Source organism: uncultured Dokdonia sp. (genome assembly GCF_947492535.1).
GTDB lineage: Bacteria > Bacteroidota > Bacteroidia > Flavobacteriales > Flavobacteriaceae > Dokdonia.
Genome location: NZ_CANLNH010000013.1, coordinates 79,471 through 101,353, shown reverse-complemented (window position 1 = coordinate 101,353; position 21,883 = coordinate 79,471). Strand labels below are relative to the sequence as shown.

Annotated in this window: 18 protein-coding genes; 4 read left to right on the top strand and 14 right to left on the bottom strand. The window is 34.0% G+C overall.

Annotation, left to right across the window (positions count from 1 at the left end):
- The 7 genes from Q1A60_RS16420 to Q1A60_RS16395 all read right to left on the bottom strand — a co-directional run bounded on the left by Q1A60_RS16420 (nucleotide 1) and on the right by Q1A60_RS16395 (nucleotide 7,932).
- Nucleotides 1–1,071: a serine hydrolase domain-containing protein gene (locus tag Q1A60_RS16420; RefSeq protein WP_299767140.1), complete on the bottom strand. Its 1,071-nt coding sequence runs from the start codon at nucleotides 1,069–1,071 to the stop codon at nucleotides 1–3.
- A 111-nt stretch (nucleotides 1,072–1,182) separates the two neighbouring features.
- Entirely contained in the window at nucleotides 1,183–1,935 is a 753-nt protein-coding gene (locus tag Q1A60_RS16415) for a LytTR family DNA-binding domain-containing protein (protein WP_299767141.1), read from the bottom strand.
- Between the two features lie 3 nt (nucleotides 1,936–1,938).
- On the bottom strand, nucleotides 1,939–3,000 hold the full coding sequence (locus Q1A60_RS16410) for a sensor histidine kinase (protein WP_299767142.1): 1,062 nt from the start codon (nucleotides 2,998–3,000) through the stop codon (nucleotides 1,939–1,941).
- A 130-nt stretch (nucleotides 3,001–3,130) separates the two neighbouring features.
- Nucleotides 3,131–3,655: a hypothetical protein gene (locus Q1A60_RS16405; protein ID WP_299767143.1), complete on the bottom strand. Its 525-nt coding sequence runs from the start codon at nucleotides 3,653–3,655 to the stop codon at nucleotides 3,131–3,133.
- Nucleotides 3,636–3,860 (bottom strand): DUF4251 domain-containing protein, encoded by a 225-nt coding sequence (locus Q1A60_RS21630; RefSeq protein WP_363322598.1) that lies wholly within the window; start codon nucleotides 3,858–3,860, stop codon nucleotides 3,636–3,638. Before Q1A60_RS21630 ends, Q1A60_RS16405 begins: the two co-directional genes overlap by 20 nt.
- A 146-nt stretch (nucleotides 3,861–4,006) precedes the next feature.
- The gene (locus tag Q1A60_RS16400) at nucleotides 4,007–7,276 is read right to left on the bottom strand and encodes a VIT domain-containing protein (RefSeq protein WP_299767144.1); all 3,270 of its coding nucleotides are present in this window, start codon (nucleotides 7,274–7,276) and stop codon (nucleotides 4,007–4,009) included.
- 110 nt (nucleotides 7,277–7,386) lie between these two features.
- Nucleotides 7,387–7,932, bottom strand: coding sequence for a hypothetical protein (locus tag Q1A60_RS16395; RefSeq protein ID WP_299767145.1), 546 nt, complete (start codon nucleotides 7,930–7,932; stop codon nucleotides 7,387–7,389).
- A 220-nt stretch (nucleotides 7,933–8,152) separates the two neighbouring features.
- Between Q1A60_RS16395 and Q1A60_RS16390 the strand changes: the two genes are divergently transcribed.
- A complete protein-coding gene (locus Q1A60_RS16390) occupies nucleotides 8,153–9,250 on the top strand; it encodes a hypothetical protein (protein ID WP_299767146.1) in 1,098 nt (365 codons plus the stop codon).
- Nucleotides 9,251–9,309: 59 nt separating this feature from the next.
- Nucleotides 9,310–10,314, top strand: coding sequence for an Ig-like domain-containing protein (locus Q1A60_RS16385; RefSeq protein ID WP_299767147.1), 1,005 nt, complete (start codon nucleotides 9,310–9,312; stop codon nucleotides 10,312–10,314).
- 27 nt (nucleotides 10,315–10,341) lie between these two features.
- On the opposite strand, the gene Q1A60_RS16380 is transcribed toward Q1A60_RS16385, so the two are convergent.
- The 3 genes from Q1A60_RS16380 to Q1A60_RS16370 all read right to left on the bottom strand — a co-directional run bounded on the left by Q1A60_RS16380 (nucleotide 10,342) and on the right by Q1A60_RS16370 (nucleotide 12,988).
- On the bottom strand, nucleotides 10,342–10,848 hold the full coding sequence (locus tag Q1A60_RS16380; protein ID WP_299767148.1) for a DUF4251 domain-containing protein: 507 nt from the start codon (nucleotides 10,846–10,848) through the stop codon (nucleotides 10,342–10,344).
- Nucleotides 10,849–10,976: 128 nt separating this feature from the next.
- Nucleotides 10,977–12,098 carry a serine hydrolase gene (locus Q1A60_RS16375; protein ID WP_299767149.1) on the bottom strand — a complete coding sequence of 374 codons (1,122 nt, stop codon included), beginning with the start codon at nucleotides 12,096–12,098 and terminating at the stop codon, nucleotides 10,977–10,979.
- Between the two features lie 86 nt (nucleotides 12,099–12,184).
- Nucleotides 12,185–12,988, bottom strand: coding sequence for an AraC family transcriptional regulator (locus Q1A60_RS16370; RefSeq protein ID WP_299767150.1), 804 nt, complete (start codon nucleotides 12,986–12,988; stop codon nucleotides 12,185–12,187).
- A gap of 219 nt (nucleotides 12,989–13,207) precedes the next feature.
- On the opposite strand from Q1A60_RS16370, the gene Q1A60_RS16365 reads away from it, so the two are divergent.
- Entirely contained in the window at nucleotides 13,208–15,667 is a 2,460-nt protein-coding gene (locus Q1A60_RS16365; RefSeq protein WP_299767151.1) for a hypothetical protein, read from the top strand.
- A gap of 168 nt (nucleotides 15,668–15,835) precedes the next feature.
- On the opposite strand, the gene Q1A60_RS16360 is transcribed toward Q1A60_RS16365, so the two are convergent.
- Complete coding sequence (locus Q1A60_RS16360; RefSeq protein ID WP_299767152.1) at nucleotides 15,836–16,006, bottom strand: hypothetical protein; 171 nt, start codon at nucleotides 16,004–16,006, stop codon at nucleotides 15,836–15,838.
- A 249-nt stretch (nucleotides 16,007–16,255) separates the two neighbouring features.
- Nucleotides 16,256–18,034, bottom strand: coding sequence for an ABC transporter ATP-binding protein (locus Q1A60_RS16355; protein WP_299767153.1), 1,779 nt, complete (start codon nucleotides 18,032–18,034; stop codon nucleotides 16,256–16,258).
- A 173-nt stretch (nucleotides 18,035–18,207) separates the two neighbouring features.
- Here Q1A60_RS16355 and Q1A60_RS16350 point away from each other — a divergent pair, with 173 nt between their 5' ends.
- A complete protein-coding gene (locus Q1A60_RS16350; RefSeq protein WP_299767154.1) occupies nucleotides 18,208–19,803 on the top strand; it encodes a S8 family serine peptidase in 1,596 nt (531 codons plus the stop codon).
- Nucleotides 19,804–19,853: 50 nt separating this feature from the next.
- Here the strand turns inward: Q1A60_RS16350 and Q1A60_RS16345 are convergent, their stop codons facing one another.
- Both Q1A60_RS16345 and Q1A60_RS16340 read right to left on the bottom strand, forming a co-directional pair.
- Nucleotides 19,854–20,582 carry a LytTR family DNA-binding domain-containing protein gene (locus tag Q1A60_RS16345; RefSeq protein ID WP_299767155.1) on the bottom strand — a complete coding sequence of 243 codons (729 nt, stop codon included), beginning with the start codon at nucleotides 20,580–20,582 and terminating at the stop codon, nucleotides 19,854–19,856.
- Complete coding sequence (locus tag Q1A60_RS16340; RefSeq protein ID WP_299767156.1) at nucleotides 20,579–21,712, bottom strand: histidine kinase; 1,134 nt, start codon at nucleotides 21,710–21,712, stop codon at nucleotides 20,579–20,581. Before Q1A60_RS16340 ends, Q1A60_RS16345 begins: the two co-directional genes overlap by 4 nt.
- Between the last annotated feature and the right edge of the window lie 171 nt (nucleotides 21,713–21,883).

Sequence of the window (21,883 nt, the reverse complement as noted above, 5' to 3'; positions counted from 1 at the left end):
TTAATTTCCAGCTGTGAGAATGTATTGAAAAAATTCCATTCCCATTTGTTCTCCATAACTTGAGTTTGTAAATAAAACAGCACCCCATTTACTTTCTGGCACAAAGAAAAACAAGGATGTAAATTTTTTGTCATTATTTCCTCCATGTCCATATACCTCTCCAAAAGGAAACGTACCGTTATAGAACCCTAAAGTAAGATGAGAGATTCCCATAGCTTTATTGGGATTATCATCAGGCAACTCTGTTTGTTTTTTAAATAATTCTGCATATCCATCTGAACTCAATCCATCTTTATTCATCCATGCAATCATGAGTTTTGCCCAATCTTTTGCTTCTGAGTTTACACCATACGCAGCTCCAAATTGCTTATTTCCTTGGTTACTCACAGGAAGCCATTCTCCATTTTTAAACGCTTGTGCTTTATTCTTTTGATTTTTAGTATTCGGAATATAACGTGTAACCGATAGTCCAAGAGGTTTTGCTACTTGTTTATGAAATCTCTTTTGAAGTCCTTTTGCATCTGTTTTTAATAGTTTTTGTAATACCAACGCTAGGTATTGGTATCCTTCTCCTGAATATTGAAATTGTGTGCCAGGTTCAAAATCTATGGTAAGCCCTGTTCTTCCATTTTCATCTCGCCAATTTGGAAATCCAGTGGTATGTGATAACACCATACGTGCTGTCATTTTTTTATATCGTTCATCATGCGCAATATCCTTATAAGGAAGATATGTATATAAAGGAATATCTAGCTCCAGAACTCCTTTCTCTACAAGTTGCATCACAAAAAATGCAAATAACGGTTTGGATAAGGAAGCGCCTTCAAAAATTGTTTTTGAGCTCATAGGTGTATTTGGCCCTTGTTTTCCTTTAACAGTATGATAAACAATCTCTCCATTATTTATAATTGCCAGAGATAGACCAGGCGTTCCTGTTTTTTTCATTTGCGCTTCTAAAAAAGTAGTAATAGCTTCTTCAGAAACTGTTTGACCAATTGGATTTTTAATAATTTGTCCATGTACCGAAAAGCTTATCAGGCCAATTACAATCCATTTAATAAGTGTTGTCATAACGAAGTTGATTTTTTGATTCATCCTCAAAAATCAAAAAATAAGTACAGATAAGAAAGCAAGAATAGATGAGTTGGGTTAAAATTAGGATCAACTAGAGTGATATGCATATTACCTATCCAGCCAAAGCCTAAAATTTGCTGTAGTACCAGAACTTGTCATCACTTTTTCTTTCACACCTTTCATGGTGAGTAATAATCTATTTTTAAAATGACTCTCCATTTCAAGGATATAAGACAGCTGTATAACTTGGCTCCTATTAATTCGGAAAAATTGATGCGGATCTAAGGTCGCATAGATATTTCCTATATTTTGAGAATATAAATGTGTAGCACCCTCACAATCTATCAGTTTACAAAAATCTCCTTCGGCATGAATTAGCGCAATTTTTGCGCTTTCTAATAGATGTAAGCCTTTTTTACTTTTAATGACAAATCGTTTCTTATAGGTACTATCCCCTTCTGATAATGAAGATTTTATATCACTGTATACTTGAGGGTTAAGAGGTTCTGCAAATAAGGTTGTATACTTAGTAAACGCCTGACTAATATCTTCTTGATTATAAGGTTTTAAAATATAGGCAATACCATTACTTTTAAATGCATCTAAGAGATATGCATCATATGCTGAACAAAAAACGATAGGAATTGTAATGGGTATTTTTTCAAAAACTTCAAATGAAAGTCCATCCAATAATTTAATATCAGAAAAAATAATAGTGTATTGATGTGTTTCTAAAAAATGATGCGTTTCTGTAATTGATCGAGCCCAGTCATAGGTAAATTCCCCTTTTAAGTGGTCTGATATATGCATACGTAATTTCTCAAAAGCAGGGATCTCGTCTTCTATGATTAGAATATGCATTGTTTAATCAATATTAGTTAGGGTTACAAGTGGCAAACATACTTCAAAATGGGTGTTTGTATCTGTAATTGAAATTGTTTTACCTACCAGTAACTCATAGCGTTCTTTTAAGTTTTTGAGACCTGTACCCATAGATTCAACGGCACTCTTCGCGTCACTATTTTTAGAATTTGTGAGTATGATAGCTTCTTCTGTAATTCTAAGATATATATGAATAGAAATACCATGTGTAATCTTATTATGTTTTACGACGTTCTCAATAACGGTTTGAAGTGCTCCTGATGGTATATAGGCCTGTACACTTCGGCTATACTCAGTATAAACTTCTGCATCGCTAGACATCTTGATAGCGGACTCATCAACTACTTCAAAAGTATACGCATCACCATATCGTGTTTGAATTAAATAAAAGTAATCTTTTGCCATCTTGAGCTCTTCCTGTAAAAGAACTATATCATCCTCTTTTGTTTTTATAAAATAACGATATAAAGAAGATAATCTTGCTATATATGTTTTAGCTTTTTGCGTATCAGAATCTATAAGCGCATCTACCGTATTAAGGTTATTAAACAAAAAATGAGGGCTTAATTGTGAACGAAGTAATTTTAATTCTGCATCTTTTTGTTTTTCTTTTACAACAGCAAGTGATGTTTGATTCTCAAAGTATTTCTTGATCATAATTACTAAAAATGGCATCGCTAAATCTGCTGATGAATAATAAAAACTATGCACGATAATATACCCAACAGATGGCAAATCACTCCAAGTACGACCAGATCCTAAATAATCACGTAATAAGTCAACAAACCCTGTGATAACAAGTGCAGCTATGCCTAAAATTAAAAATAAGAAGTACTGCTGTCTCTCTACAAAAAACTTTTGAGCGATCCAACGTAACATGAATAAAGCCGCTAGGGTTTTAAGTATGATAATTGGAATATCAAATAGAATCTGACCTAATGAATAGTTTTCTGTATAAAACTTTAAAGCCAGCCATATCGTCATTATAATCGTAAAAATGACAATTAGCTTATAATCGGATTTATTAAACTTGAGTGAAATCACAGCTTAAAAATAAGATACTATTTCCCAACTTAGCACATATACACCTTAGTAAAACGATGAATCGGGTTAAAAAAACGTTTAATAGAATAGAGTAAAGTATAACTCCACGTAAATGTATTTGACAAGCGTATTAATTTCTAGTGTCAAAAACACCGGTATACCAGATTTCAATACCATCACTATCAGTAATCTTGAGTTTAGGTTTTTCTCCGAAAGCAATTTCATTGACAAATGAATAACGTTTACCATTAATGACTCCTTGATAAGAAGCTGTCATTTTCTGACTATTACTTGAAGGAACCACATAATAGTTTATGATATTAAAATCGTTATTTAGTCGTACTGTTTCATTTATTGAATTATACCATACTACCTCATCAAGTTGCCCCTGATCGCCTCTTACGTATACAATACCTGCAACAAAATCTTTCGTACCAATATTTGAAGAAAGTAATTTACGTATCGCAAAACCAAACTGCCCAATTTCCATTGCTTTTTTTTGAGCTTCAAATTTTGCTTTTTTCTTTTCAAGCTTGATTTCCTTTCTAGATTTCTTTTCTTGTGAAAAAATAGGATTCATAGTAAATGCTAGTAGTAATAGCATAAAGATCTCTTTTTTTACGATTATACCTTGATTACCTGATGTTGCCTTCATATATAACGGGTTCTCTTTTATTTGTAGTTATTTTAACTATAGTTGATTCTCCTTTATGTACTATAATTTCTAAATGATAATTCTCTCCTGTTTGTGTAGTATCAAAAGTAACTATTATTGTGTTCTCATTATTTTTATACGTAAGTGAATAATTTGTGATCTTTGAAGCTAATGATATAAAAGTAAAAAGCTTTTGGATTATCATAGTAATTACTTATAAATGCTTACTCGTATATTCATGAATACAGATACACTAAATTATAGCTATGAATACTATCTATCGTACATGTGTCTTTATACGCTTTCGCGAAAGCGTATACAACAAAACGTATAACAAATAAACACTATTCATTAAAACGAAAGCTTTGCTATAATCTCCTCATTATCGGCTTTGGTAAGGCGTAAAAGTTGTGTTTCCTTGGTTTCTTTAATTGTTCCATAATACTTGAAGATGGTTACTTTCATAAAAGTTGGGTTTTCTACCTTTTGATATCGATCTCCATAATACCGAACCTTAATAAAGTAATCTCCCTTTATTGCTTTTTGAACAGTGTATTCTTCTGGACCAAACCCTTGTGTCATATCTTCAGACATCATCCCTCCTATCGTTGTTTTATTATGACTATAATAACACTCTTCTAAATTAGGGTCTATAATATGCAGATCTATATCAGTATCATTATGATTCCAATCTACCACAACACGAACATCATAGGGCATTATATCTTTATAATACGGCGGAACACTATCTAATTTCAAATCATCTTTATATTCATAAACAAGATGCTCGATTTCTTTTTCTGAAATGGTTTTAACGCCGTTAAATACACGTCGCTGATTATTCTCATAAATACTTCCATCTACAATAGACATCAATAAATCTAAAGCTTCTTGGCATTTTCCTATCGTTTCATAAGCAAGTGCTAAGTCTCTATAAGATTGTGAATCTTCAGGGCGTAATTCTAGTATTCGCTCAAAAATATATGCTGCAATATCATGAGCTTCTTCTAATTGCATCTGATATCCAAATACTTTTAGTAATTCGTAATCATCGCCATCCATCTCTGGAATATTAGACACAATACGTCTTGCATATATTGGATGATTAAATGTGTTCTTAAAGAAGTTAGCTACATCTATAAAATAAGCAGGTTCTTTTTGATACGAAGTACGTTGTATGAGATAGTATTCATAGGCTTTTCCCACATCTTTTATCTCACGTAATTCATTCAGATATGGTGTACTAATGCTTCGATCTTTTACACTAAGTTTCCCTTTATATTTTGGATATGCAGGAGTTATTGGCGTTTGTCCGTTATCTGGAATAATAATCGTAATTGGTAATGAATATACGACCTCGACTCTTTTCTTATTTTGCTCTCCAGGGCGCATTTTAGGAAGACTTTTTACTACACGTATCGCTTCTTGTTGTAAAATAGAATTTCCTGCTCTAGCGTTCGCATCTTTTATTTGTCCAAGGGTATCTATTTTAAACGTAATTAATATTCTTGATCTACCGGGTTGTAAGATTTGTTCATTAGCATACACCTCTTCATTAAAATTTTGCATCACAAAATCACCCACGCTATCTCGGAAACAGTTATTTTTATTGGAAGCATCTTCACAGCCAGGATATATTGGAGGGATATCTAATGCTACAAAAGGAACACCTCCATCTAAAAACCCATCAACTGGCATTGCATTTAAATCATTTGCTTCTCTCTGATAAACCAATGCATTTGGAGCTTCTGAAAAACCATATGAAATCGCCTCTACCTCTTCTATTCCGATAATCTCTTCTTCAATAATTTCTTCGTCATCTACAACTTCTATGATTTCAGGTGCTGGCGGAGGTGGTGGACTGTTTGAAGAAATTCCCATCATATCCAATGGTTCTCCCTCTGAAACCCTTGCTCTTCTTTCAGATGCCGTATTATCGATTCTTTGATCACCATTAACTACAGCCTTTGCTACTCCAACATTCTTTTTTTGAGATACAATTCGGTTGTATTCCTCTTGTAGTTCTTCCGGTGGTGTGATTTTATAACGCACATAATCCATCACATCATCAAGTACAATTAATGACGTATAATCTGTTACTAATTGATAGGTCGTTCCTAATGCTGTAATAACTTCTTTATTTTCTTTTACGTTTTGTGCTAGTATTTGGAGTTTTTCTTTTGCCCAAAGACGTTTTATGATATCGCTTTTCGCGAAAGCGTTATCAACCACAATCTCAACTTTATGAGATACCTTTCCATCATATCCAAACTGCAACGTAATACGATCTCCATTTTTAAGGTTTTTTCCAGCCATTGAAAAATCATTAGTCACTGCCTGTGCTGTATTTGGATAGATCTCTGCGTGTGTATTTGTAGATGTATATCCTAAAAACTGAAAAGATTGCTCGGTAAGTATAGATATGCCTTCTTTTGTCTCTGTATTTATAAGATTTATATAGGCTCCATGCGTTGTCGTTGCTAGTTGACGTAATGCTTGGTGATTTGCCTTCACCACACTATTTACAGTAAAAACAGGTATTTTACTATACATATCAAGCGTACTTAGTGTATGCATCCCATCGGTGAATAATAAGATGGCATCTCCTTTGAATTTTTGATCCGTAAGTATAGAATAGTCGGTTCCTCCATCATAGACTGTAGTCTCTAACGCATTTTTGAGAGCTGCCCATTGTTTGTTTTTTACTCTATAAGTAGCTGTTGATCTAATCGCATTACTATATGTGACAAGTGTTACATCTACATTTGAAAGGTCTTTGAAATAGGCATCTAAAAGATCGAATTCCTTTTTTAGACCTCTAGTCTTCATGCTTAAAGAAGCATCCCATAATAAGGTGATTTTTTTAGGCTTTCTTCGTGTTCTTTTCTGCTTGTTTACTGTTGTATACACATAGATGTATTCATCATTTCGCAACTTTTTTGCAACAGTTTCTTCTATAGGAATTTGAATACGAATAGGCTTGTTAGCTATATAGTTTTCTTTATGTACTGCCGTTGTGAAGTTTTGTTGCCATGGCGTGAACCCTAAACCATCGATTGTTCCTTTTTCTATAATAGGTTTTGTTTTTTGATCAAATACCGTGATTTTAAGATCAAAATTTTCTAATTCATTTTGAAACGCTAGCGGTATATCATAGTAATGTTTACCTTCTGATAATTTCAACTCTTGTTCATAAGCAAGTACAATACGTTTGTAACCTTTGGCTGGTATTGGATAGATACGTGCTTTATAATTATTTCCCGTTCCTTTTTCTAATAATGCGGGATCTACACGTCTACGCACGACAGCTTCGAAGGCAACACGTCCTAGTTCTTTATCTACTACAACAGCTTCTCTGAGTTTTCCATTAATATCAAGTGCAAATCTAGATACCGAAAACCTATCTCCTAACGGGAAATCTAGAGCACCTTCTAAAACAGCATTTGTTGGGTTGTAAAATTGCATATCGTATGTCGTTGTGGCAATATTACCGGTAACGACTACGTCTATATTCAGAGAAGAAAGCCCAAGAGGTTTATCATCTACTTTTAGAGTAGGAATTTTTTGAGCATGAGAAATGGAATAAAGACATAACAGTCCTAAGAGAATTACTTTTTTCATAATTGATGGTTTAAAAAATGAAGCTCTGGATGGTTGCTACCCTTCAAATCAAGTATTATGCCATTTGTAATTGTATGTGAAAATTAGGCTCTAAATATCCAATATCATATTTATTTTACGGCTACTGCCCATTTCGTTTTAAAATGGCTTGTCTCCATTTTTAAAAGTTGTTCTTCTATTTGTTCATCGGTCATTCCTGCTTCTTTCATATAGGTAACGGTACGTTCATCACGTAGCATTTTTTGTCTCAACACGCCTGTCGTCCCTACTATAGCAACCCACCCATGTGGCTTATTATTGACAAGAAACATAGAAGGATCCTGATTAAACTCAGGTTGTACAGCCGAAGAGCCTTGTCCATAGATAGAGGGAATTTGGGCAAATACATGACCTTGATGTATAGAGATAAAACCAGCATCAGACCAGTGTTCTAACACATATGTACTTTCATCTGTAGGGTTTTGTAATTCCATTTCCCACCCTACTCGTATAGGATTTCCACTTTGTACCAATGCGATTAACGTCTCTAGATCTCCAGATAATTGATTCCCATCTTTATCGGCTTCATAGATTACTTTATACGCGCTTTCTGTAGAAACTTGTGCTTGGGACAAACTGAAACATAATGCTAAAGCATAGTAGATAATTCTTTTCATGATATGGTTTTTAGTTGCTACGAAAATATCTAACTAGATGTAAGAGTCGTGCCAATGTTATGGTAAATATGTCTCAAGAGTTTGTTAAACAGAAGTTCTCTATTTTTAATTAGACCCAGTCAATAGTCATCCATATCACTATAAAGACAGAGAAACACTTAACATTTCTTTCACGCATGTGTATTTGCATTTTAACTACTTTTATCATAAAACCACCAAAATGAGAAAGATACTATTCACTATGGCATTAGGGCTGTTGTTAACACCCCTATTTGCAAACACTTCGATCACAGATGGATTTATCACAGGAAATCCTGAAATAGGCTCTATAAACGCAATGACCTTCAGCCCTGAAGGTGTTTTATTTATAGGAGATAGTCAAGGCGCTCAAATCGTTGCTATCGATATGAGTACAGCTCCAAAAGCAACGAATGAGAAATTACACATTCCAGATGTAGAACTCCTTTTAAGCGAACTTTTAGGAGCTGATAGTGACCAATTACAAATTGTAGATATGGTTGTCAATCCTGCAAATCAGAATATCTATATTGGTACACAGCATAGCTCAGGGAAATCAATCCTTTTTCTAGTGAATAATAATTCTCTAGAAATGGTACCATTACAATCGGTTTCGTATACGACCTCTGATGTTTCTAATGCAGTTGCCCCAGAAGCAAAAGACCGTCGCGGAAGATCATTACGCAAATGGGCTATTTCTGATATAAAATACGCAAACGGGCAAGTGATGTTATCTGGGTTAAGTAATGCTGAATTTGCTTCTACTTTTAGAGCTATTCCTTTTCCATTCACTCAAAAACAAAAAGCTAGTTCTTTAGAGATTTATCACGCTGCGCATGGGCAATATGAAACGGCTTCACCTATAAAAGCATTTACAACTACGCAAATCAATAATGAGCCACATCTTATCGCAAGCTATACGTGTACACCATTAGTGGTATTTCCATTAAGCGAATTAAAATCAGGAGCGCATACCAAAGGCCGTACAGTTGCTGAGTTAGGGAACTGGAATACTCCCTTAGATATTATTGAAATGGAAAAAGAAGGTGCTCGTTATATCTTAATGGCAAATACCAATAGAGCATTGATGAAAATTAAAGTAGCAGATATTGAGTCTTTTGGAGATTCATTAACAACACGTGTTCCTGAACGTGCAGATACCGCTGGTGTTGATTTTATCAACTTACCATTTGTAAATGTGCAACAATTAGATAAGCTTAATGATACTGAATTTGTATTTATTCAACGAGAAGCTTCTGGAAAATTAGCACTGAAAACAAGTAATAACCGTTGGTTATAAACGATCTATATAAAAAAAGAAGTATCCTGAGTATACTTCTCGTAGTAATAGCCTTGGAGATGAATGCTCAATCTCCAAGGTTTTCTTTTACTAGTGATACCATAGCTTTAAAAAATGATAATGACTCAAAAAAATCACTTTTTAAAGTATATAAAGGTTCATATACTTCTATAGATCAAACCGTATCTAAAAAGGCAATTCTAGGAAGGTATTCTCAAAACGATACGGAGACTTATTTTATTCCCATACTCCCCTTTCAAAAAAATAGTCACTATACCGTCGTTTATAATAACGAAGTCTTTCCTTTTACACTAGCACTAGAATCGTCTTACACCCATTTGCAGATACAAGCTTTATATCCTAATTCAGATACACTGCCTGCTAATTTTTTAAAATGGTATGTACAATTTTCAAAACCTATAAACCCTTCAAAAGTTTATGACCACATCACGCTTATCAATAACCGTGATATGACTAAAGTAGATAGAGCATTACTTCCATTAGAAACGCCTTTACTATCTAATGATGGAACATTACTTACCTTGTGGATTGAACCTGGACGCCAAAAAAGAGATTTAGGACCTAATAAACGTCTTGGAGAAGTACTTATACCCAATGAATCTTATACATTGATTATTGACAAGAGCTTAAAAGATCGTCAAGGAATCCCTATGGAAACAGATTTTAAACATTCCTTTACAGTGATTACTTCAGATCGTACAAAGCCTTCTATTACTACTTGGGAACTACAACCTCCCCTAGCGAATACAAAAGCCCCATTAGTAATACAGTATGAAGAACTTTTAGACTATGGAAGTCTTCAAAATTCCTTACACATTGTAGATCTCTCTGGAAAAAAAATTAAAGGAAAATTCACAATTCAATCCAATCAAAATAAAATTATTTTCTCACCACTAAACAATTGGATTAAAAATACTTACACTATAAAACACAAACCTATCATTGAAGATGTTTCTGGTAATAATTTAGAACGATTATTTGATCAGGATATTACCATTACAAAAGTGCCTCCAATACTAGAACTATCTTTTAGTATAGAGTAAGGATCTATATAAAATCACTAAGCACTTTTACACTTTCAATTTTCCTGTATACATCGTAGTCTCTCTATCACTCCCTTCGAGTTTTAAAATGTAATCTCCATCTAGTGTAGCACTAAACGTATATTCATAGGTATTTCCTTTATAGGCACTTACAAAACTTGTTTGAACTTTTCTACCTTGATCAAGATATGAAACAACATAATTAGTTATATTCATTTCGGTTTCTAAATATTGGGGATTGTTATTTGTATATGCCGCTTTTATAGTAGCTAAATGCGCATTTACTTTATCTCCATATACCTTTACAATACCTCTTCCTGTTGCATTAGAAGTGACTCGAATATGACTCCCTCGTACTGAAATTGATTTCACCTCAAAAGTAAATGTTGCATTTTCAAAAGAGGTTTTGATGGCTTCAAATTTTTCTATCTTTTTTTGTTCTTTTCGTTGTTTTTTACTCGTTTTAGATTGCGCAATAGTAGTACAGCTAAAACTTATTAAGACAAGAACTACGATAAGTTGTTTGATAAACATAAGCTATTGATTTTTAGATTACAATAGACACAATAACGAACTTAACTTCATTTTAGAAGTAAGCTTTTATAATAAAACACCTATCAATTACTTAAATTCATGAAAATCGTAATCAATAAAAAAGATAATTATGATTGATGCTCATCTAGCCATTGTATATAATCTATCACTTTCTGTAACGCACCATTACTTTCATCATTGGTATGGTTAATCGCTATAGAACAATTGTATGCTGGAAAATGTATAAATAACGTACCCCAAAAACCAGAATGCATATAGGCTTCTATATCAGATTTTTTTCCTTTAATATACCCAAAACCTAAACGATACTCAGTCAACGGATCACCAGAAAATTCAGATTTTAAAAGCATTACGGGTAAGGTTTCAGATTGTTCATAAATCTTATCTGAAAATAATGCTTGTAAGAAGGTTGCTAAATCTCTTGTTGTAGACTGTAATCCTCCACCTCCATATAAATCTACAGAGTTATCCCATACAGTTGCATCTATAGTATCCATGTATCGTCTTACAGAAGTTGGTAATCCATTAGGGCGATCTTCTAGTGATTCTAACCATGTAGAAGACATTCCTAATTGGTCAAATTTCAGTAATTCTCGCATGCCTTGTGCAAGGCCTTTACCTGTCTGTTTTTCTATGATTTCTCCTAATAATACATAGCCCGTGTCACTATAGTGATAGTTTTCTCCTGGTGCTCCTTGCGGCGTTCCATGATCCATGGCCCATTGTATTTGTTCGGTACGTGTCCATCGTTTATTAGGATCTTTAGAGGCTTCAGTGATGTAATCCATATTGCCTTCGGCATAATCAAAAAGACCACTCGTATGCATCATACAGTGTTTTACTGTGATTTTAGAAGGGATATACCCGCCTTTTTTTAGAATAGCAATGTGCTCTTTGGAAATATAGTCCGTAATTGGATCGTCTATTGATACAAGTCCTTTTTCGCGTAAGCGTAAAATACTCGTAGAAACAAAGGTTTTAGTTAAACTCGCAATTCGGAAAGGTTGATCTGGAGATAGCATTTGGTTTTTAGTCGTACTGTCATAGCCAGATGCGCCTGAAAAATTGATTCCCAATTGAGGGGAGATCACGGTGAGGGAAACTCCAGCAACGTTGACATCTGTCGCCTGTACTTCTTCTTCTAAAATACGGGTAAGTACTTCTTCTGGAGAATCTTCATAATTTACTGCTGTTTTTTGATTTTTGCAGCTTAAAAGACATAGTGCCATGCATAAAAGGTAATATCTGATCGTCATTATAGTATTGTTTTTTGCAAAGATTACGCTTTCGCGAAAGCTACCATTGTAAAAATTCGTCATGAATACTTTGGGCGGACTTGTATAAAGGCAGGAGTTTTTAATAATTGCGCGGGTGTAAATGACGTATACCGCTTTATTTCTTTGATAAAATGACTCTGATCATAATACCCATAGGCATCTATATAATGCTGCCAATCTGCATTTTGAGTGGTGTATAATTCTCGAACCGCTTGCTTATATCGTTGTAATGATTGAAATTTTTTAGGAGTCAATCCTGTATCTCTTTTAAAATGACGCTCTAGAGTGGAATACGAATACTTTGTGGCTTCCATAATGGTTTTAAGATCGCAGGTAGCGCTTATTTCTTGTGCCATTTCAACTACAAATCCTTCTCGCTCTCTTTTATAATGCGCAATCAACCATTGATCTAGTTCTATAGCTATTTCTGGGGCTGTTAACGTTTGTAAGTGTGATCTAAACTGCTCTATTTTAGCATCAAATACATCATTTGTATATGCAACTGAATCTCGCATAAGAGTATCTGAATCAAGATCTAAAAAAGGTTTTAACGAAGAAAGTCCGCGGGATTTAAATTTAATAATAACACAGGCTTTAAGATGCGTTAAATCCATAACTACTTCTTTATGAATGAAACTAAACAACTGACTTTTATTAGATTTGAAACGTTTCCCCATATAATCAATGGTATAATACCCTCCCAATACAATAATCATATCTGGAGTAATTCCAGGATAAGCATATAATTGGTGATTCCCAAAAGACAACTGCGCAATATCATCTATAATCCAATAATGATCGATGTGACGTTGCAATTCTGGAATTTGAGGTTCAAATAACATAGAGAATGATTAGCTATACTAAGATAGACGCTTTTTGTAACGTTTTGTGACATAAAATGCTTTTTATTTTTAACCACACCTTTCATAAAACACCTTCACCACAGGTAAATACACCTTAGCACAAAAAGGGCTTCTAATACCTAATAATGAGTCATTTACCTTGCAGATTATTATAGTTAAATCTTGAATTTTGTTATCTATTATTTAAACTATAAAGCAATGAAAACGACATTTAAAGAGAATATTCTTGTGAAGCTACAAGGAAATCTTCAGGTAAACTCAGAAGAAGAAGGAAAAAGAGACTTTATTGAAGGAGAGATGAAACTCCAAATTGTAGAAAAACATGACAAAAGTATTTGTATTAAACTAGCAAAGCTAGGATGGTATGGTCTAGGTGTAGCATCAAGAGGAAAGAATACTGGCAAAATAAGTGGTATGGCTCATTTTGGAAAAAACACCTTAAAACGAGATAAAGAAGGGCTTTCATTTACCATACAAACTACCTCAGATATTGTATATAAAGCTATTGAAAATGAATTAGGAGTTACTTGGATTAGTGACCATGTGACTACTGTTGAGTCTGAAACTTTTGAAACCATCGTTTCTGGAAGGTTTGATATCTCTTCTGATAATGAAGGGAAATATCAATTAAGAGACCTTACCATTACAATGCGTTACAAAAATGGAGGTATTCATCTAGTAGATACCTTAGAATTATATCAAAAGCGCCCATCTACATTTCTTTTAGCTGGTTCTACATTAGGAGATATTGCCAATATAGGAAATTGTCATCCTGATCTAGAGGTAAATGAACGCACACTAACGATTCAACCTGTAGGATATAGAAGTAGTACTTCTGATATGTCTCCTACGGGACAATCTGTAGCGGTTCAAATGGCATCTGCAAGCACTGTTTGGGGAAAATGTTGTATTAATTTTAATGTATTACCTATTCACATTATTACAGATGCAACCCTTAAAACAAGTAGTAATATTGCTAACATCAGAGCCTCGTATACGTCTCCAAATGCAAATGCCATTGAAGTATTTGTAGTAGACAATAATTTACCTTCTATAGGAGGAGGTGTTGCCAATGCGTGTAACTCTATATTAGGGAATGTAGTAATGAGTGATAACAATGCCGGAAACCCACAATTATTAGCACATGAACTAGGACATATTCTAGGCTTAGGACATCCTGGAGCTACTTTTTCAGGCTGTACAGAACCAGATGATAATACCGTAATGACACCGTCTGGCTCTCCAAATATCCCTAATTCGACAAATAATACACATTGGAACTGTATTAATGTTGCAAATCCTGCACTTAGTACATCTACAAATACATGTTGTTTAATGCATGATATTCCAGATACCGTATTAAAAGATTTCCCAGAAGATGCTGGTATTGAATCAAATCCTGGATTTCCTGGAAGAAACTTCTACGCTATGTCAAATGTATGGAACCGTCAGGCAAATGTAGCTGGAGGTTTAAATGCAGATGGAACTCCAGATCATGAAAACCCTGCACGATTTGAAATGGACGGAGTTACCTTACACACCAACTATTTATTTGCAAAAATTGATGTATTAGAAAACCTACGTGTAAGAGATGCCGAAGTTCGTTTTTATTTAAAACATCCTGGTGCAGGTGGCGGAGCCGCAAATATTCAATTATTAGGAGCTGCTCCAATTACAGGAACGCTTACACCTGGAACAACACAAACAGTATCGCTTCCATGGACAATACCAAATGGTAGTCCAACACATAGTTGTGTCTTTGCAGTGGTGCATACACCAGCAGAACCTGGCGAAGATATCACCGCTCTTACATGGGCACAGACAGAGCAATTGGTTAGAGATAATAATGATTGGGCGCAAAGAAATCTAACGATCGAAAGCACATTGATGAATTTTGGTAATATCGCTGAAGATCAACTTTCTTTTCAACCTATCATCATAGATTATCCAGACGAAAAAGGACTAAAAACGGTACCATTACAAGTAGCTGTAACAATAGCAGAAAATAAAATGATTGATGCTGTTGAATTAGTGTTCTCAAGTATGGATAAATGCATCATGGTCAAACCAGGAGAAGACCCAACTATCGAAATTACAGATTCATTACGCCCAGGCACTAAAGTATTGATGGTTGTAAGAGCAAAACTCAACAAAGCAAATGTTGAAATTGGTACTGTTCAAGAAATGGTAGGAATAACGCCTATCCTCGGTGAAACAAAAATTGTAGGTTATGGTTTTAGTTTAAAAACTGATAAAAACTCAAATGCAATAGCTCAACTCGTAGATAGAATACAAGGCGCTTTTACTGATTTTGGTGAAATTTCAGGAACGACAGATTGGGATTGTTTATGTAAAGAGTTACAAGAAGTACGAAGAAATGGTTGTTCCTCTCCTACTACATTAACAAAGCTATTCAGAAATAAAGTGGATAGTGTAAAAGCATTACAAGAGGTGTTACAAAAGAATGTAGAAGAAGCATACCAATTTGCAGATATGGACTATGCCTTTGAAAAATTCTATCGTACTATCAAAAATCAAGAATCAGATGCGCGTCTTTTTGATTCCATTCGAGACTTGATGAATAGATTTGAAACACTCAACTGGTGTCTATACTTATCTCACAAAGGAACTCCCTTATTACAAGATGAAGATTGTTAAAGATACGCCTAAAGGGACATGATATTTGGATAAAAAATGTTTACCTAAATATTCTAAGTAGGAAATCATCTTTTAATTTTAAAAGCTATACGTTTAGTACGTATAGCTTTTGTTTACATAAAAAAGAACATACATGTGATGCTAAAAAGTATGCATCTTTTTAATGTTTTAAAAAAGATGACATTCATTTCTGATACATCTAGAGTCCCAACCGCCTCCGCAATCTTCATTTGTATCGCAATAAATACCACTAGCACAAGATCCGCCTCCTGTTACTGATTTCTGTTTTGATGTCTCTAATTGTTGTACACCTTCTTGATTTAAAATGTTCTTTAACATTACTTAAAAATTTTAAATGATTATTAATACTTCAAATGTATACAACTAACTGAATGACAATAGCTAACACCGATAGGCGCTTACTAGCTAAAACAGTGACTACTAGCGTAAATTATTCAAAATACGGTGTAGTAAAAAGAGTGAGAAATGGTATAATTGTAAGTTATTTATGCAGTTTGGATACTACTTTATACGCTTTCGCGAAAGCGTATTCATTACAATTACCAATGAAAAGCATATCTCTTGCCGTTATATCTTCGCCTGATACGTATATAAATCAAAATACCTCCCTTCTTTGGCTATAAGCTCATCATGTGTTCCTTGTTCAACGATACGACCTGCTTCTATCACCAGAATTTGATCAGCTTTTTTAATGGTGCTTAAACGGTGAGCAATGACAATTGTAGTTCGGTCTTTTACAAGCTCAGTTAATGATTTTTGAATTAAGGCTTCACTTTCTGTGTCTAGATTGGATGTTGCTTCATCTAGAATAATAATCTTAGGATCGGCGAGAATGGCTCTCGCAATGGCAATACGCTGTCGTTGTCCTCCTGAAAGTTTCACACCTCGCTCTCCAATTAAGGTATCTAATCCCTCTTCAAAACGATCTGTAAATTCATTCACATACCCTGCTTTGACCGCTTGCAATAATCGTTCTTCACTAGCATCTGGTCTTGGGAATAAGATATTCTCACGTATCGTCCCTTCAAACAAAAACTCATCCTGTAAAACAACGCCTAAATGTTTTCTAAAACTACTTAGCTTGACTTTAGACAGATCCTGATGATCTATAGAAATTGTTCCAGAATCTGGGTTTAAGAAGGTCGCACTCAATCCTGCAATGGTAGACTTTCCAGAACCTGAACTTCCTACTAGTGCAATCACAGAACCCGCAGGCGCTTTAAAACTAATATCGTGTATGACCTCTTTCCCTTCTTCATAGGCAAAAGAAACCTTATCAAACTGTAGATTGCCTTTAAATTCTGTTAAGGTTACTGTACGATCTCCTACTTCATCTTCAGGAGTCATATTCATCAATTCTTCTGTACGATCTAATCCTGCTAGCGCTTCTGTAAGTTGGCTCCCTATATTACTCATCTGTACAATAGGTGCGATCATCAGTCCTAAATACAACGTAAAAGATAAAAACTGACCCGTTGTCATTTCGCCTTGAATCATAAAATAACCGCCTATTCCCATAATACCTACAGAGGCTAGCCCTAATAAGAAAGTTGATGAACTTGTCATTATTGCCGTTGCCGTTAGACTCTTCTTTACATTCTGAAATAAAAGGTCTACACCTTTCTCAAAGGATTTATTTTCTTGATCTTCTGCATTAAACCCTTTAATAACACGTACCCCAGCTAGTGTTTCTGTTAATCTCCCTTTTACTTCAGCATTAATCTTTCCTCGATTTCTGAAAATAGGTCGTATATACTTAAATGCTCGTAACGCAACATATCCAAAAATGGTGACAGGTAAGAAAACAAATAAAGTCATCCAAGGATTAATTTGTATTAATAATACAATAGAGACCACCGCTGTAATGGTACCTCCTACCAATTGTACCAATCCCGTTCCAATTAAATTACGAACCCCCTCTACATCGCTCATAATACGAGACACTAATGCCCCTGATTTTGTGTTATCAAAAAAACTAATAGGAAGTGACAATACCTTTTTCTGTACTTGCGCTCGTAATTCTGATATTACATATTGTGCTTGTACACTTAAAATGCGAGTTAATAAAAAAGAGGTGATCGCTTGTACTAGAAGTGCGCTTCCGACAAACCATAAAACATTATCTAGTCTATCTAAATATTTACAAAACACAATCTCATCTATTAATACTTGTGTTTGCCATGGTAATACTAAGCTAGCTAATCGGCTAATAGCAATAAGGATTAATCCTATAAATACCAATTTACGACGTGGCCAAATAATGGTTTTAAATGCTTTTCCTATTGTGATTCTAGACTTTTTATCTTTTTTAGTATTCGTTGAAGCGTTTTGTGCAAATTCTCTCATAAATCTATAACTACATAATGTATATCAAAGATAGGTATACTTCTAAGTATTTATTCTAAAGTTTACCATAGATATATTTTAAGAAACTGTTGATTTTGAAACTGATAAAAAATACTTATTTTTCATACTTCGAAATAGACTTACAGTACTAATTACCTATTAAAATAAATTCTATGATTAAAAATAACATTGCTTTGATATTGACAAGCTTCGTCATTCTATGTTCATCTATACAATTACAAGCACAAGAAGTTCCAGACGGATGGCATTTATTGGATAAGAAAAAAGATGGATATCCCGGAATAAGCCTAGATAAGGCATATAAATTATTAAAAAACAGAACTCCACAACCTGTAATTATTGCTGTCTTAGATTCTGGATTAGATATCGAACATGAAGATTTAAAAAATCGTGTTTGGAAAAATGAAGATGAAGTCGCAGGAAATAATACAGATGATGATGGCAATGGGTTTATAGATGATACCATCGGATGGAATTTTATAGGAAACGCTAATGGAGAAAGCTTAGTGGCAGAAACCCTAGAGATGACAAGAATTTATAGAGACTACCTAAAACGTTTTGGCACGAAAGATAAGTATACCATTACACCTGAAGAAAGAGAAGACTATCTTATATTTCTTGGTTTTAAAGAAAAATATGAAGAAGCAAAACAAACATGGCAAGAGCGATATAATGATACTAAAGAAGAAAGTGATTTTTTAGAATCGCTGGTGCCACCATTACTAAAAGCATTAGATAAAGAATCTTTTAGCAGAAAAGAGCTTGAAAAATTTAAACCTCGTTCTTCTAACATCGAAAAATTAAAAGCAACCTATTTAAGAATATTGGATCGTAATAATGGACGACTTACTTCTGAAGGACTTATAGATAGGTATACTTCATCTGTAAGCCGACTAGAAGAAGTTGAACTTCGCCTCAAATACAATTACAGCCTAGATTTTGATGGACGTACTATAGTGGGAGAAACAACATCAGGATATGGAAATTCTGATGTCTCAAAACGATCTGAGCACGGAACTCATGTTTCAGGAATTATAGGAGCTCAAAGCGATAATAAAATTGGTGTTAGAGGAATTGCACCAGAAAGCATTATTATGCCTATACGTAACACGCCTATGGGTGACGAAGCAGATGTAGATGTGGCTAATGGAATACGATATGCTGTAGATAACGGAGCGCGTGTCATCAATATGAGTTTTGGTAAAGACTATTCTCCACAAAAAGAATTGGTAGATGCGGCTGTAAAATATGCGCAAGAAAAAGGCGTATTACTAGTACACGGAGCAGGAAATGATAATACGAATATCGATTATTATTACAATTTCCCTTCTCCATTACTTTTAGATGGAACTGTGGCAACCAATTGGATTGAAGTAGGTGCCACATCTGGTAACTATAATGAAGATTTTGTCGCTAGTTTTTCAAATTATGGAAAAAAAGGAGTTGATGTTTTTGCGCCTGGTGTTGATATTTACTCGACCTTACCAAATAATGAATATGGAAACCGTAGTGGTACGAGTATGGCGTCTCCCGTAGTTACAGGAATTGCAGCTTTATTACTTTCTTATTTCCCAGAGTTAACTCCTGAAGAAGTTAAAAGTATTATTGAGGACTCTGCAGTATCTGCATCATTAGAAGTACATAAGCCTGGTACTGAAGAACCAGTTCCATTTGACACATTATCTAAAACAGGAAAAGTAGTCAATGCCTATGAAGCCGTAAAACTAGCATTAGAACGCACTAAATAAGTAATTAGAAGAGCTACGTTATTCCATGGAGTAACGTAGTTTTTTTAAAACTATTTATGTCCGCTCCATAATTTATTTCCAATAATGACAGGCATTACTTCTTTTTTATAATTTCTGCTCAACGGAATTTTATACTCACGTATACAAATCTCATGCGATTCTATCGCGTCTATTTTTGCAATAGCGACTACATACGATTTATGAACTCTAATGAAAGCTTTTTTATCTAACTTTTCTATCACATTTTTGAGAAAAAGTAAAGTTATATAACGTCTTTCTGTGGTTTGAATAATCACATAATTCTGCATGGCTTGTACAAAAAGAATCGTATTCACATAAATCTTTTCATACTTCCCATCACTTTTAATAAAAAAACAATCTTGTTCTTCTTGAATCAATACAGTATCAGTTGCAGATTGTTGTAATGCATACTGCTTTTTTGCTTTTGTGACTGCAGCAAAAAACCGATTAAACGAAATAGGCTTTAATAAGTAATCCAATACGTTCAATTCAAAACCTTCAATAGCATAATTAGGAAAGGCCGTAGTAAGAATCGTAATAGGCGGACTTTTAGTCATTTTCAAAAAATCCAATCCATTAATAACCGGCATTTGAATATCTAAAAATAACACATCTACATCTTCAATACTCAGTGATGAATTCATTTCTAATACGGTAGTAAAACTCCCTACACAACTAAGAAAATCAATCTCTTGAATATAATTTGTAATACATTCTCTTGCCAAAGGCTCATCATCTACAACTATACATCGTATCATGCGGTTACTTTTTGAAGTTGAACATGGACCTGTTTTGATAGAACTAAGGAAAGTTGTACTGTATACCGATCTTTATTTTCTGTTACTATCAAAGTATACGTATCTGGATATACTAAATCGAGTCGACGTTTTACATTTTTAAGTCCTAGACCTTTATAAGAAGCATCTTCTAACGTATGTGTCTGAATTTGAAAATTAGCGCTATTGGCTATAAAAAATGTCAGCACACCATCTTCTATACGCAAATCAAATTGAATCCATTTCTTTAATTGATGATCTTCTGCCAAATGTTTGAACGCATTTTCTATAAATGGAATCAAAATAAAAGGAGCAATCATAAGATCTGTTGGTACGGTTTCAGGATACGATTCTTCTAAAGAAAAATTATCGTTTTGTCGCAAGCTTTCTAACTCTATAAAACTCTTAATATACTGTATTTCATTACTCAATTGAATGGTAGGTGTATTACATTCATACAATTGATACCGTAATAAGCTAGAGAATTTTACAAGGGATTCTGAAGCCATTTCTGTATTCTTATTGATCAAAACAAAAATGGAATTAATCGTATTAAATAAAAAATGCGGATTAAATTGAGATTTTAAAAATTTAAGCTCTGTCTCTAATTTTTCTTTTTCTAGGAGCTGTTGTTGTTTTTGAGATAACAACCAGTTTTTAGCCAATTTAATACTCATTCCCAATGTCATTGCTGCAACACAAGAAGGAAACGCATTATTCTTAAAAATAGTAATTGGAGAAGCTGGAGTTATCTTAAACAGTTCATATGGAGAAATTCCTACAATAGCACCCGATATATAATAATTGCAGGTAATAAATAATGCCGTTCCTATTAACGTAGCTATAAGACTTCCAAAAAAATAAATATACCTGCGTTTTTCTAAAAATTTAGGAATCAACACATACAAACAAAAGTAAACACCTAGCGCTTGAAAAATAACATATCCTAAATACTTAATGATATTTTGAGGTTCTAGTAATGTAGTAAAAACACGAATGATACTCCCCTCATAAACAGACCACCAAACAAAATGATATAAGGCCCATAGTGCAATATGATGCCCTTTATATTTCATGATCTGAGAAATAATAGATTCTAATCGTTTAGTCATTCTATAAAAATACAATAAGACCTAAGTAATTACTATAGATTATTTGACAAGAAGTAAGAAATAATTGATAAGTGGCTATTTACACCTAAGTATCGTCTGCAAATGCTTGTTTTTAGCATGATATACCGCTTATAAAGAATCTTCTACCTCTTAGCAATCCTATTTTCTTTC

Bases quoted from the DNA above. Each gene is read 5' to 3' on its own strand.
- Q1A60_RS16400 (WP_299767144.1), bottom strand. From the start codon at position 7,276: ATGAAAAAAGTAATTCTCTTAGGACTGTTATGTCTTTATTCCATTTCT.
- Q1A60_RS16360 (WP_299767152.1), bottom strand. From the start codon at position 16,006: ATGTTAAAGAACATTTTAAATCAAGAAGGTGTACAACAATTAGAGACA.
- Q1A60_RS16370 (WP_299767150.1), bottom strand. From the start codon at position 12,988: ATGTTATTTGAACCTCAAATTCCAGAATTGCAACGTCACATCGATCAT.
- Q1A60_RS16345 (WP_299767155.1), bottom strand. From the start codon at position 20,582: ATGATACGATGTATAGTTGTAGATGATGAGCCTTTGGCAAGAGAATGT.
- Q1A60_RS16375 (WP_299767149.1), bottom strand. From the start codon at position 12,098: ATGGCACTATGTCTTTTAAGCTGCAAAAATCAAAAAACAGCAGTAAAT.
- Q1A60_RS16355 (WP_299767153.1), bottom strand. From the start codon at position 18,034: ATGAGAGAATTTGCACAAAACGCTTCAACGAATACTAAAAAAGATAAA.
- Q1A60_RS16350 (WP_299767154.1), top strand. From the start codon at position 18,208: ATGATTAAAAATAACATTGCTTTGATATTGACAAGCTTCGTCATTCTA.
- Q1A60_RS16420 (WP_299767140.1), bottom strand. From the start codon at position 1,071: ATGACAACACTTATTAAATGGATTGTAATTGGCCTGATAAGCTTTTCG.
- Q1A60_RS16405 (WP_299767143.1), bottom strand. From the start codon at position 3,655: ATGAAGGCAACATCAGGTAATCAAGGTATAATCGTAAAAAAAGAGATC.
- Q1A60_RS21630 (WP_363322598.1), bottom strand. From the start codon at position 3,860: ATGATAATCCAAAAGCTTTTTACTTTTATATCATTAGCTTCAAAGATC.
- Q1A60_RS16340 (WP_299767156.1), bottom strand. From the start codon at position 21,712: ATGACTAAACGATTAGAATCTATTATTTCTCAGATCATGAAATATAAA.
- Q1A60_RS16380 (WP_299767148.1), bottom strand. From the start codon at position 10,848: ATGTTTATCAAACAACTTATCGTAGTTCTTGTCTTAATAAGTTTTAGC.
- Q1A60_RS16390 (WP_299767146.1), top strand. From the start codon at position 8,153: ATGAGAAAGATACTATTCACTATGGCATTAGGGCTGTTGTTAACACCC.
- Q1A60_RS16395 (WP_299767145.1), bottom strand. From the start codon at position 7,932: ATGAAAAGAATTATCTACTATGCTTTAGCATTATGTTTCAGTTTGTCC.
- Q1A60_RS16385 (WP_299767147.1), top strand. From the start codon at position 9,310: ATGAATGCTCAATCTCCAAGGTTTTCTTTTACTAGTGATACCATAGCT.
- Q1A60_RS16415 (WP_299767141.1), bottom strand. From the start codon at position 1,935: ATGCATATTCTAATCATAGAAGACGAGATCCCTGCTTTTGAGAAATTA.
- Q1A60_RS16365 (WP_299767151.1), top strand. From the start codon at position 13,208: ATGAAAACGACATTTAAAGAGAATATTCTTGTGAAGCTACAAGGAAAT.